We start from the raw sequence: 13259 nt of genomic DNA on the forward strand, positions 1-13259 counted from the left end.
CAAACTGCCCTTTTTTCATTTGCATTCGAATGTAAAGTCTGTTCGGATACAACCACATCCAAACATGACGGTTTCGTGGGAATAGATACCCTATCCCTGACGATCCTTAATAATTTCGGGGAGACTTATAAAATGTTAAGCTGTTCCATTCCCTAATAATTGCCTAATAGACAAAATTGCATAATCAAAATAATCCTCTGGTGATTTACTGCTGTTCTGCTTCCAATCAACTGCAGCAGCGTAAATCATCCAACTTAGCATGGTTGCGACAATTCTTAGCTTTTCGTTACCTTCGCCCTGATACTTTTTTAATAGTAATTGATAAATAATATGTTCGAGTTCTTTTTTTATTATGGCTTCTACATTCACACTCATATCATCATAACTTGCTCATTAAGTAATGTACTGTAATATTTATTGTCCGTAGCATTTTACATCCTGCATATTGCTTGATTGCAGTATTCGACCAAATTCCGGGCTTCATCCGCACCCCGTGTGCTCAGATTCATCGCCATCATGACTTCCGCGCCGACCTGTTTAGCCCATTCCGCGAAATCATTGGTACCCACGCGGTTGGTTTCCGTCGTCCACCACGCCGATTATCGTACTTCTCCGTTAGCGTAGTCGCCACACTTTCCGATAATAACTCTTTCCATTAACGATTGTCTCTTGTAAGATTTATTTAGAGGAAGGTCAAAAGAAATGCGGAGGGATCATCATTATGAATACTTACCTTGAAGACTTTGAAACGTACACCGCCCGTGATGGTGCTCAACTTCCATACCGTTTTTTTGAGGGTCCATCCGATGTAGTGCTTATTTTTCTGCACGGCATTACAGAACCTAGCCTGTATTTGAGGGAATTCGGCCAATATGTATCCCAACTTGGGCTCGCCACCGTGTGCCTTCCGGATCTACGTGGATATGGAAATCATCCCATTCGACGCGGTGATATTGACTACATCGGGCAACTTGATGATGATATGGAAGACCTGTTCCGTTTTGTTCAGAAGCGTCATCCCGGTGCAAGGATCATTGTCGGAGGTCATTCTGCGGGAGGTGCAACCGCACTCAGACAAACAATACGACCGATTCACAAGGACATTTTTGCCTATTTACTCGTTTCACCAGCACTTAGCCCCAATGCGCCACTTGATCGAAAAGGTGGATCAGGTAACGAATCCAAGGTGAGCATTCCACGATATCTGTTGTTAATGCTTCTCAATGCACTTGGCATTCACCGTTATAACCACACTATTGTATACCGCAGACTCACACCGATTGAAAAGCTACATGGGACTGAATCCTGCAATCTTAGCTATCGGCTCGCCTTGTCGCGCATGGTAGGGAATAATTACGAAAAATATTTGTCACAGTTGACCCAACCGACTTTCGTTATGGTTGGGGCTGATGATGAGGTATTCGACGCTGGTGCATATAAACCACTTTATGAAAGATTTTGCAAGGCTGAGGTCCGCATCATCGCTGATCAAAATCACGACTCAATTGTAAAAACAGAAAATGCACTCTCAATCATGGGGAACTGGCTCAGAGTGATGCTGGGAGAGGGACAAGCTACCCACATGAAATGCTAGCAAGCCATTTATTCTCGTAAGCAAACTAATTGTCCAGAAGGGATTTCTACCAGTTCTCCCTTGGGTCCGATTTCGAAATGACCCAACACTTGATTGACCAATCCCGTCTGCGGGGAAAACATCATATAGGCCATCCCGAAAACCAGCGCCCAAGACAGAAAATGCGGAAGGTAAACAATTGTTTGCACCGAACGCTTGTAAGCGAATTTACGAACCTCATTCAGCAACAGAGCCAGAATAATTGGCGCCGGGAAGGAAAAAGCGACCTGATAAAACGAAACGACAAGCGTATTCTTGAAAATCTTCATAAACTGCGGCTGTTTGTACAACGTAACGAACCAATCAAATCCGACCCATTTGCTCTTGATGAACCCCTCAAAAATGTTATAGTCCTTGAAAGCAATGACACTCCCCAATAAGGGGATGTACTTGAACAAGATAAAGTAGGCCACTACCAGCAAGAGCATGATGTACAGGGGCCAGTTTTTGCTGATAAATCTCATCGTCGTAGCTGATGCTTCCGATGACCGTGATCACGATGGTAATGATAGCGGTCATCATGACCATTAGTTTCCATTGCAGCGAATGACGCAGTTTGCGGTACACATCTTCCACCCCCCGGCTATTGATATATGATTGCGGTCTTATATCGGCACAATGATGCTCTGGAGTGCCCATATGTCCTTGCCATACCAAGCTTAATCGGATAGACGCATGTCAAACAACCCTTTCGCTTTCAAGCGAACAGGGCTGTTTATTCATTACATTTATTCAATTTGGATTAACGTCATACAACGCCCTACATTGACTAGGTTACTGGAGCTGGATTAAACAGACACAAAGCATTGTGCAATCCCCAGTGGTCTGCCCAAGTCTTCTTTTTCCCGCTTGCTACATCTACGATCATGCGAAAAATCTCCCAGCCCACTTCTTCAATAGTTGCTTCACCCGTTGCTATCGTTCCTGCATTCACATCGATTAAATCATGCCACTGTTCCGTTAAAGAATTCCGAGTAGAAACTTTAATAACTGGTGCCATCGCTAACCCATAAGGTGTGCCTCTACCCGTTGTAAAAACTTGCATATTTACCCCCGAGGCTAGTTGCAAAGTACCGCACACAAAATCACTTGCAGGTGTCGCCGCATAAATGAGCCCTTTTTGAGTCGCTTTTTCACCCGGGGATAATACGCCTACAATGGGACTGCTACCCGATTTGATAATCGATCCGAGTGACTTCTCCACCACATTCACCAAGCCGCCTCTTTTATTTCCCGGTGACGGATTCGCACTCCGATCCGCTTGACCTTTTTGCAAATAATGATCGTACCACTTCATTTCTTGTATTAATGCCTGGCCCACTGTTTGATTGATTACGCGCGGCGTTAGCAGGTGAACGGCATCCCGCACTTCGGTGACCTCTGAGAATAGAACCGTTGCGCCAGCTTGAACCAACAGATCAGCGGCAAACCCTACCGCCGGGTTCGCCGTCACCCCAGAAAAAGCATCACTTCCTCCACATTGTAAACCAACTACTAGGTCGGATACAGGACAAGTTACGCGCTGTCGTCGATTCAACTTTACCAATTTCTCTTCCGCCATACTCATAATGGACTGAATCATAATCATAAAACCATGATGATCTTGCAGAGATACGATGTTGGAAGAGTCTCCGTCCGGAAGTAATCTTTCCGGTATTAACTTCTCACAACCCAACCCTACTACTAGAACTTCACCGCCAAAATTGGGATTGGTCGCGATATTTTGAATGGTGCGAATCGGAATGATAGCATCAGGAGCATTAATCGCAACTCCGCAACCATAATTATGAGTTAAAGCCACGACATCCTCTACATTTGGATAGCCCGGAAGCAATTGTTCTTTAATCTTTTTCACTGCATAGTCAAGCACCCCTGCAACACATTGAACGCTGGTAGTGATTCCCAGTATATTTTTCGTGCCGACACTGCCTTCTTCGTTACGATATCCCTCAAAAGTGTACCCTTCAAGCGGCGGCAGCGGTAACGGTATATGATTGGCAATCGGCAGCTCATCTAACTCAGGAGGTGTAGGGAGTCTTACCAACTTCTCCTCCACCCAACTACCTTGTAGGATCCGACTATCCGCATACCCGATAACTTCACCGTAGCGAACGATAGGTTCATCCTGCTCTAAATCAATTAGGGCTACTTTATGCCCTTGCGGAATGCTATCCCTAAGTTCTAGACCACAAGAAAAGATGCTCCCTCTAGACAACCCACCGGAATTAACGATAATCGCAACATTATCCTCGGCGTGAACCTTTATGTAAAGAGGCGTTTCATTTTGACTTTTTGCTCGCTCAGACATATATATGTCCTCCTTATATCATGATCCCGGTCTCACGGATATCATCAGGATCGGAATTAACACCAAGCCGATTAATCTCGTTGTAGGCCATCAGCAGCGGTGCTACACCATGCCCGTTATTGTCTACGATTTGTTCGGCGAAGAAATAATACGCAAGACTGCCATCTCGCATTTGTCCGGTTTCCGGCTTTTTGCCAAGGCCGGCACTTCGGCAAATGCCGCCTAACAGCACTTCACCGTCTTCTTCCCTCAGGTAACGAGCAATCGTTCCGTTAAAAGCCTGTATGCCGTATACGGCATACTCTTTTGACAGATATCCCAATCGTGCACTTTTCATAATGGCATAAGCTAACATCAGTGTGCCGCTGGCTTCAAGATAATTTCCTGAATGCTCCTTCTTATCCACGACCTGATACCACATACCCTCGCTATGCTGGTACGGCAGCATGTCATCTATAAGCTCCTTGATATAGGCTTTGAGGATGCCGGTGTCTGCCGGCTCTCCTTCAAGCAGCTCCAACACATCCACCAGTGCCATCGCGAACCAGCCGACCGCACGCCCCCACACATTTGGTGATTGCCCTGTTGATTTATCGCACCAGAAAATGTCGCGACTCTCGTCATAAGCGTGGGTGTACAACCGCTTCTCGTTGTTATATATAAATTGGCGGACATTTTTGAACTGCTGCAGCGTATCGGAATAATCCTTGACCTCTACGAATTGCTTCACGTACTGAACATAGAACGGCTGCCCCATATACAATCCATCCAACCAAACCTGGTAGGGATAGTTTTCTTTATGCCAGAACGAACCGGAACTCGTTCTCGGGTAAGAAGCCAACTGCTGATACAACATATCCATGATCCTTTTATATTTGGGCTCCCGCTCCCTTTGGTATAGCGTAAACAAAACTCCAGCCATCCGGATTTGGTCGATATTATAACTGCCGATCTGGATTTCAGGGATATTACCATCGGCATCAAATAGCCGATCGATATAGCTTTTTACAAAGTTATATTCTCTTTCACTGCCGGTTTGCTCGTAGCTGTCCAAATATGCCTTTAAGATACAGCCCTCGATATAATGCCACCTTACGGAATACCACTTCTCACTGGACATATAGGCTGCTTTCAGTTTTTCTACCAATTCATAGGTCAACAGGTGCACCTCCATGATGGATAAAGAGATTATGGTTCAGTCACCGAGCTTGCGTTTACTGTGATCTCGAAAGGGCCTCTCGATACTGGCCCGGCGTCATGCCAGTAGCTTTGCGGAAGGTCCGGATAAATCCTGTGGAGTTGGTATAGTTGAGACGCTCCGCGATTTCCGTAATCTTCATATTGCTGTCCTTTAACCACAGTTTCGCCATATTCATCCGGTAATTCGTCAAATAATCGATAAACGTCGTTCCAATCTCTTTCTTGAACACTCGGCTCAAATAAACGGGATGAAATCGGAATTGCGCAGCGCACGATTCCAAAGTAAGATCCTGATCGTATTTTTCGTGAATGAGCTCGATCATTTGGTGGGCAATATTGATATATTGCGAATCAATACGGCTTTGCAGGAAGGCAAGGGTGGGCGGGATCAGCTCCGTCTTAAACCACGTCATAATTTCCTCCGCCGTATTCAATTTCATGAATCGGATAATGACCGATTTGGCGCCGACTAATCCATCCAGCATGCCACCTTGCTGCCCAACAAGCCGATAAATTTTGGCGATTAATTGAAGCATAAATATTTGAAAATCATTGAACGAAACGCTCTTCTCTAGAATCGCTGACGCATACTGGTTATAATGCTCGTAAGCAGAAGCAGCATCGCCTGTTTTAAGCCCATTCATCAAGCTCTCTTCAAGGTGATTCCAAGAAGCAGCAGGCTGAACGCTGTTCCGGTGAACCGGTTCGATATCTTCATAGCCCAGGATGAGCTCGTTTCCAAGACTAATTCTGCGTTTCAAAGCCTCCAACGCCTCTGAGTAGGCATCCATCGCATTCGTGTACCTATGAAACGGCCGACTGATGCCGATACTGATTTTGAGCTGAAGCAGCTCGTGCACCTTCGACTTCATAAGCTCCGCCATTTGGTAGAAGTAGCCCTTCAACTCATCCGGATCCTCAGAATCTCCTAGCAGAAGCGTCACCTGAGACTGGTCCAGCAGCAAAGTACCCAGGATACGGTCATTGGGGATCAGCTCCCCAACGACGTTATTAATCGCGAATAACAGCAGCTCCTTATCGCTATCCAAATATCTGGTGCCCTCTAGAGAATCGATTTGCAAGGCGAGTACTCCTAGCGCCTTCCCCTTTTCCCCAAAGCCATAGGTCTCATACTTATAGGAGAATTCACTCTCTGTGACCTGTCCCATGATCAACTTCAATAAGAAAAATTCCTTCACCTGCCCACTCTGAACCTGCAGCTGCTGCTGAAGCTGCTTTCTCGTGCTAAACAAGGAAGAAAAGCGCTCTTCGATTAATGCGAATTCATCCCGCTTTTTATTCCCTTTGGACTCTCCTCCGAACTGCTCCATCATCATAAATAGCCGATGGATCGGCCTATACATGCGGCGGGTTCCGTAGAAGGCGGCTAATGCGATTAGAATAAAAATAATCACACAAGCATTTAAGGTGATGAAGGCAATTTTCTTAGATTCCTTCGTAATTGCATCAATGGACACGACCGAAACATAGGACCAGCCGTTATAAGAGGAAACTCTATAGTTGACCCCCATATCGTTTGTTTCAAAGGCCCCCTCTGGTTCCGTCGCGACATTCATCCTTTGCAGGATGGAAGGCTGGATCCCTACAGTGCTGGAACTAGCTAAGAACGGCTCCCTGTTTCGATTAAGCACATAAATATTTCCTAATTGGGTATTTTGGGCCAAATTACTCAGTAAAGCATCATGCGACATGTCAATCATCAACAACGCTTTAGGAGTGGTCGTAGAGGCAATCATTGGAAGCTTGACGACCAACCGGATCTTATTTTCATCTAAGGATTTACCGATAGTAGCTAACCAAAATAAATTTTGCGGGCGCTTGGCATAATCGCTCAGTAAATCTCGATTCACAAAATCGTCTGTTGTTGTAAATCCGAGATTGCTGATCATCCAGTCGTGCTCCAAGTTAATCAGCTGCGTGTCGGCCACACCTGCAATCGAATGAAGATTATACAAGCCTTTGGAGAGATTGTTGATCGTTTGAAAATCATCATTCTGTAAATCATGGTAGATGAAATCGCTTACCAACGGTGAGTTGATGTACTGTACAGCGCCCATTTCCACGTTCTTTAAGATTTGCTCCATTCGCATCTGGTTTTGCAGCAGGATCTGTACATTCCCCTCATTAACTTTCTTCCCAATATCCTTTGAGGCAATATAGTAGGAGATGAGCCCAATGCAAACGACCGGAACTGCGCTGAGCAGAAGAGAGAAGACAAGCATTCGATATAAGTATTTTGGCAACGGAAACCTCTCCTTTCTTCGCTTTCAAGGATTCGACATTACCATTATATCAGAGGAATCTACGATGCCTATGCATACAAATACTAGAATTAGAGTGTCTTACTTCTTCTGCTTCGCATACTCAGCCGTATATTCTTCAATCACCTTATCACCGCCGGCTTTTCTCCATTTATCCACTTCTGCTTGCCAACCAGCCTCATCAATTTTCCCCATAATAAATTTGGTTTGGGCATCACGAATTAATGTATCCAATTCTCCGCCTTTTTCAGAATACGTCTTGGAGTTCATTGTTAAAGCCACATTGGGCACCACATTCTTCAGGTTGTCAGCAATGACCTTCCAACCTTTCGCCTGCAAATCTGATAATTTCAGAGGCAGACCCGTTCCGGTCACCTCAAATGAAGGCAGACTGTCACGATATGGCTTAACCTCGAGATTAAATTGGGTCAAGTCTTTAAACTCTGCTTTTCCGTCAGCCGTCTTCGTAAAATGTTTGCCCTCAATCCCTCTGGTTAAAAGTGTCGACATCTCTGGCTCCAGCAGTTTATCGAAGAAGCCCAGCAGTCGCTTTAATTCCGCTTCCGACTTAACACTCGATTTCGGGAAGACGAAGAAGCCGTTATTGCCGGGCTCAGCCGGTACACGATTGCCTGACGGTCCCATATAAGGTGCAATATCAACTACACCATTAGGTACAGCTTTCTTTAGATTGTCTTGCGAGGTCGCAGCTGCCGAGGCAACGGTATTAACCCGAATCCCCACCTTGCCTGCATTCCATTTATTATCGGCATCAGCTGTTTGTACAACGGAAAAGTCCTGATTGATTAATTTTTCCTGATATAGTCTGCGAAGCAGTTTCATGGACTCGAAATATGGTTTGGTCATAAATTCAGCTGTCACCTTACCTCCTTCTATCCCCCATTTATTCGGTGCTCCCTGAGAAACGGCAAGTCGGGTCAGAAAGGAGCTGCTGGCAACCGGGTCGTTATAGGACTTATCAAGAAAAATACCATACGAATCGTTCTGACCATTCTTATCAGGATCCTTCTCCGCGATGGTCTTCATGAGGTTATACCAGTCATCTAAGGCTACCGGCGTCTTTAGGCCAAGTTCATCAAACCAATCCTTCCGATACGTGATACCGGCACGGCCAATGTCCCGATACAAAGGCAAACTATATAACTTGCCATCAACCTTTAAATTTTCATAATACAGTGCGTTGACACCTGATAAGTTTTTATAATCCTTCAACAAAGGGCCGATCTCCCAAAACAAGCCGGATTGGATCGCGCTAAGCGTAGTGGCGTTTGATGTAATTTTAAATGCTTTGGGCATTTCATTAGAGGCAATCATGATGTTTTTCTTATCTTCGAAAGCAGCGGATGGAATCCATTGTATATCGATTTTTGAATTCGTATATTTCTCGATAGCCTGCTCCACTTCACTGCCTTTTTTCGGAGCTTCTCCGATTTGAGGCGTAGCAATAGTAACTTCCAGCGGTGTATTGTCCTGCTGTGCAATTGGTGAACTCTTCTCGCCTGCGCACCCCGCTAAAACACTTATAGTCGTCAGTAATGAAACCACAGTAATACAGCGCTTACATACCATACATAACCCCTCCTGAATGTTTGTTTATGGAAACGGAAACTCTTCGAGAAAGAGTTATCCTTTTACCGATCCTAATAGCACACCCTTGGCAAAATGCTTCTGTAAGAACGGGTAGACGAGCACAATCGGGACGGTCGCAACTACAATGGAAGCCATTCGAATAGTCTGCGGTAAAAAGTCAGTTGGATCTTGCTGTGATGTGGTATTCCCGATTTGATCCTGAGATAACAAAACAATTTGTCTCAAAATAACCTGGACTGGAAATTTCTCCGCATCGTTCATATACATCACCGCATTAAAGAATGTATTCCAATGTCCCACGGCATAGAAAAGTCCGAAGGTAGCCATCGCCGGCATCGATAATGGCAAAATAATACGAAACAAAATCCCTACATCATTACAGCCATCGATCTTCGCCGAATCTACTAAGCTTTCGGGAATTTGCTGAAAAAAGTTCTTGAGCACGATTAAATTAAATGCGCTTATAGCAGTCGGAATCATCAGGGACCAGTACGTGTTGATCATACCGAAGGCCTTGACTACAAAGTAGGTCGGGATCAAACCTCCGCTGAACAGCATCGTAATTAAAATCATGAGAAGTATCGTCTTGCGCCCTCGTAAGGTCGCTTTAGCCAACGGGTAAGCGGTAAACGAGGTCAACAGCAGGTTGATCAACGTTCCGAACACTGTAATATAAATCGAGATAAGAATACTCCGAACCATCGTATCGGTGGAAAAGATGTATTTATATGCCCCTAAGGTAAACTTCGAAGGAAATAAGAGCAGCCCGCCTTTAGCCACCTCCCCTGGGGAAGCAAAAGACATTGAAACGATATATACGAAAGGAATGATTGTGATTAGGGATACAAGGGTCAACAACGAATAGTTTACCGTATTAAACAGCCGATTGCTCCAATTCTTATCCTCTGCCAGCATATTGACAGCCTCCTGACGCTTTTTAATATACGCCTTCTTCGCCGAATTTTTTCGCTATCCAATTGGACCCGAGTACGAGGACAAGCCCAACCAGGGATTTAAACATCCCGACCGCGGCACTATAGCTGTATTGTCCTTGCGTCAAGCCTTTCATATATACAAAAGTATCAAACACTTCCCCGACTTCTCGGTTCATGGAGTTAAGCATCAGAAAGATGTGCTCGAAACCCGTGTCCAAAAAACTGCCCAAGCGTAGAATAAACAAGATGACGATCGTACTGCGAATAGCTGGTAATGTAATATGCCACAACTGGCGCCATCGCCCAGCTCCATCCATACGAGCCGCTTCATATAGCTGAAGATCGACTCCGGACAGCGCTGCGAGGAAAATAATCGTTCCCCAGCCTGCCTCTTTCCAAATCGACTGGCTAATGATCATCGGTCTGAACCAATCCTCACTTAGCATGAACGGAATTTTCTCGAAACCGATTTTTTGGAGCAGTTCGTTTACTACTCCACCTTCAGTTGTAAATAACACATAGAAGATACCAACCGCTACTACCCATGAAATAAAATGTGGCAAATACAATAGCGTCTGAGCAAAGCGTTTGAATAGCCCAATTCGAACTTCATTCAACATAAGCGCTAGTACGATAGGCAGCGGGAAGAAAAACACCAAGTTATAAATCGCTAACAAAATGGTATTACGGAACAGTATCCAAAACTGAGGCTCTGAAAAAAATCGTTCGAAATGCTTCAGCCCTGCCCAGGGACTATTCATAAAACCTAGATGCGGTTTATAGTCCTCAAAAGCCATGAGTAAGCCAAACATTGGAACATATTTAAAAATGATAAAATATAAAATGCCTGGTAATAAGATTACATATAACCATCGATCCCTGACAATATCCCTTATGAACAAAGATTCTTTAAAGAAACGGTAATTGGTTCTCATTTGTAACTGAGCTTCATACTGCTCCTTCATCCGCCGTCCCCCCTGACTGAATTCATCTGTGTATCGATCACAATTCAAATCATAAGTTTCGCGGTTACAACTGGCAATAGTACGGATCGAACCATCTAAATTCTCAGTGAAATTGCAGCTTATAGGTTAAATCGGACCCCAGTTACCATTCTTTTCAGTTGCATCGTACTATCTTAACCTCTGCCCTTTATAGAATTGAAGCGTATATACATATACATGGTGGATAGAATTGAACGAAAAAAGTCTGCTTGATCTCTGTATCGCAGTCGCGAGAGATTGGCAGACTTTTTAAATGGGCCGTCATGGACCGCTTATTCGTTTTGATATACCTGCAAAAGCTTATTTCGGACATAACTAAGATGGCGGTACATATGAGTAAACGCTTCGTGTGGATCCCGATTAACGAGTGCATTATAGATATCTGTATGGAATTGGACCGTTACATCACGTTCACGTTCCCTAATTTGTCTATCCATTTTGTCATGGGTGATAAGCAGAGGATCTATCATCCCTTCAATGATCGGATTGTCCGCACTCAATGCGATAATCCGATGAAATTCCTTATCCGCTTCCCCATAGTTGTTATCAACACTGCCAGCGATTTCATCTATGGTTTCCTTTAATCGCTTCAACTTCTCGTTCGTGATCTTTTCTGCCGCCATGGCCACAAGTCCCAATTCTAATGCCATCCGCGCTTCGATGATCGCTGGAAGGTTGCCAATGGACAAAGCCAGCATTACCGAGAACGGATTGCTGCCGATTTTATTATTAAAATGGGTGCCGCCACGGGTTTTTCTCGTAATCACTTCAAGTGCTTCGAGCGAACTTAATGCTTCCCGCAGAACTGGCCGACTCACGCCTAACATATCTATCAGTTCCATCTCGGATGGCAGTTTATCTCCAGGTTTAAGCTGACCGCTGACCAACAGCTGAACAATGCTGTCAACGACTTGCTTGGGCAGCGTGTTTCGTTTAACAGTCTCCAATTCAACGCTTCCTTTAAGTTCTACCATATTTACCCTTCTCTCTAAGCTGACTAATACGCATAATCATATTGTAAGACGAATTAGATGAAATAACAATGCAGCCCCATAGCCATGATATTATTTCATCTTGATCCCAATGCTAATTAATCTGCATATTCTAGCTGTGGCTGTTTGAATAAGCTCTTCAGCCGATTCTATACATTGCTCTAATTCCATGGGCCGGGGCACAATACTCATCAGTCCGTCGATTCCATGTTGAAGTACATCATCAGCACCTGTACCTAACCCACCGGATAAGCAGATCGTCGGGATGCCCGCCTGTTTGGCGATCTTAGCCACACCAACAGGGGCTTTACCGTGCGCGGTTTGAAAGTCGGTGGAGCCTTCACCGGTTATGACAAGGTCCGCCTTCTTAAGCTTTTCAGCGAAATCTGCAGCTTCCAACACAAGTTGAATGCCTGGGATCAGCTTCGCATTCGTAAAAAGCAACAGTCCTGCCCCTACACCGCCGGCTGCACCGGCACCCGGAATAAGTGCAACGTCCCTGCGTGTTGACAATTGGGCAACAACCGAATAATTCTTAAGCGCATGATCTAATTGAGCCACCATATCGGATGTGGCACCTTTTTGCGGACCATAAACCGCGGATGCACCTAACGGCCCGCACAGCGGATTATCGACGTCGCATGCGACCTTAATATCCGTTTCGGCAATACGCTTATCCAAATCGGATAAATCGATTCGTACGAGTTTGGCAAGAGCCACTCCACCTTGGGGTAGCTCGTTGTTGTCCGAATCCAGGAATTTGACTCCTAAGGCCTGTGCCATTCCCGCTCCGCCGTCATTAGTTGCGCTGCCTCCGATACCTATAATTAGCTTTCGTAGTCCGTATTCAAGAGCGGCTTTGATTAATTGTCCAGTCCCATAAGTCGTCGTCAACAGCGGGTTCCTTTGTTCCCTCGGTACCAATGGTAATCCGGAAGCAGCGGCAAGCTCGATCACCCCGGTTTCTCCATCGCCGAGAATCCCCCAATAGGAGTCGATTTCTTCACCCAAAGGTCCTACAATTTTTTGTTGGATCATTTGACCGCCGGTAGACATGACAAGTGCTTCTACCGTACCTTCACCACCATCAGCAATAGGTACCTTGCTAACTACAGCATCAGGGAATACGTCCCGAATCCCTCGTTCCATAGCATCAGCAACAGCAAGGGCAGATAAGCTCCCTTTATATGAATCGGGTGCTAATATAATACGCATTTGTGCTTCTCTCCTCTCTTTCTTGCACACAAAAATCTGATAATTCTATACTTAACAAAGAAACCCCCTTATAGGTGAT

13 protein-coding genes are annotated in these 13259 nt (G+C 45.0%); 1 reads left to right on the forward strand and 12 read right to left on the reverse strand.

What is annotated here, in order from left to right; translation table 11 throughout:
- Nucleotides 1–135: 135 nt before the first annotated feature.
- A complete protein-coding gene (locus ASG85_RS10060) occupies nt 136–369 on the reverse strand; it encodes a hypothetical protein (RefSeq protein ID WP_156390168.1) in 234 nt (77 codons plus the stop codon).
- A 62-nt stretch (nt 370–431) separates the two neighbouring features.
- Nucleotides 432–569 (reverse strand): hypothetical protein, encoded by a 138-nt coding sequence (locus ASG85_RS37745; protein WP_156396515.1) that lies wholly within the window; start codon nt 567–569, stop codon nt 432–434.
- Between the two features lie 152 nt (nt 570–721).
- On the opposite strand from ASG85_RS37745, the gene ASG85_RS10065 reads away from it, so the two are divergent.
- Nucleotides 722–1594, forward strand: coding sequence for an alpha/beta hydrolase (locus tag ASG85_RS10065; protein WP_057305640.1), 873 nt, complete (start codon nt 722–724; stop codon nt 1592–1594).
- Nucleotides 1595–1602: 8 nt separating this feature from the next.
- On the opposite strand, the gene ASG85_RS10070 is transcribed toward ASG85_RS10065, so the two are convergent.
- The 10 genes from ASG85_RS10070 to ASG85_RS10110 all read right to left on the reverse strand — a co-directional run bounded on the left by ASG85_RS10070 (nt 1603) and on the right by ASG85_RS10110 (nt 13180).
- Complete coding sequence (locus ASG85_RS10070) at nt 1603–2031, reverse strand: hypothetical protein (protein ID WP_162257247.1); 429 nt, start codon at nt 2029–2031, stop codon at nt 1603–1605.
- Nucleotides 1979–2200 (reverse strand): hypothetical protein, encoded by a 222-nt coding sequence (locus ASG85_RS38595; RefSeq protein ID WP_156390170.1) that lies wholly within the window; start codon nt 2198–2200, stop codon nt 1979–1981. The genes ASG85_RS10070 and ASG85_RS38595 overlap by 53 nt, the downstream gene beginning before the upstream one ends.
- A gap of 202 nt (nt 2201–2402) precedes the next feature.
- Entirely contained in the window at nt 2403–3941 is a 1539-nt protein-coding gene (gene garD, locus ASG85_RS10075) for a galactarate dehydratase (protein WP_057305642.1), read from the reverse strand.
- 13 nt (nt 3942–3954) lie between these two features.
- Entirely contained in the window at nt 3955–5109 is a 1155-nt protein-coding gene (locus tag ASG85_RS10080) for a glycoside hydrolase family 105 protein (protein ID WP_235549408.1), read from the reverse strand.
- 46 nt (nt 5110–5155) lie between these two features.
- Complete coding sequence (locus ASG85_RS10085) at nt 5156–7405, reverse strand: helix-turn-helix domain-containing protein (RefSeq protein WP_057305644.1); 2250 nt, start codon at nt 7403–7405, stop codon at nt 5156–5158.
- Between the two features lie 99 nt (nt 7406–7504).
- Nucleotides 7505–9013 (reverse strand): extracellular solute-binding protein, encoded by a 1509-nt coding sequence (locus ASG85_RS10090; protein ID WP_057305645.1) that lies wholly within the window; start codon nt 9011–9013, stop codon nt 7505–7507.
- A gap of 54 nt (nt 9014–9067) precedes the next feature.
- Entirely contained in the window at nt 9068–9949 is an 882-nt protein-coding gene (locus ASG85_RS10095; RefSeq protein WP_082562411.1) for a carbohydrate ABC transporter permease, read from the reverse strand.
- A gap of 22 nt (nt 9950–9971) precedes the next feature.
- Complete coding sequence (locus ASG85_RS10100; RefSeq protein WP_235549409.1) at nt 9972–10904, reverse strand: ABC transporter permease; 933 nt, start codon at nt 10902–10904, stop codon at nt 9972–9974.
- A gap of 341 nt (nt 10905–11245) precedes the next feature.
- Entirely contained in the window at nt 11246–11947 is a 702-nt protein-coding gene (locus ASG85_RS10105) for a FadR/GntR family transcriptional regulator (protein ID WP_057305647.1), read from the reverse strand.
- 90 nt (nt 11948–12037) lie between these two features.
- Entirely contained in the window at nt 12038–13180 is a 1143-nt protein-coding gene (locus tag ASG85_RS10110) for a glycerate kinase (RefSeq protein WP_057305648.1), read from the reverse strand.
- Nucleotides 13181–13259: the final 79 nt, after the last annotated feature.

Origin of the sequence: Paenibacillus sp. Soil724D2, assembly GCF_001427935.1 — a bacterium.
Taxonomy (GTDB): Bacteria; Bacillota; Bacilli; order Paenibacillales; family NBRC-103111; genus Paenibacillus_E.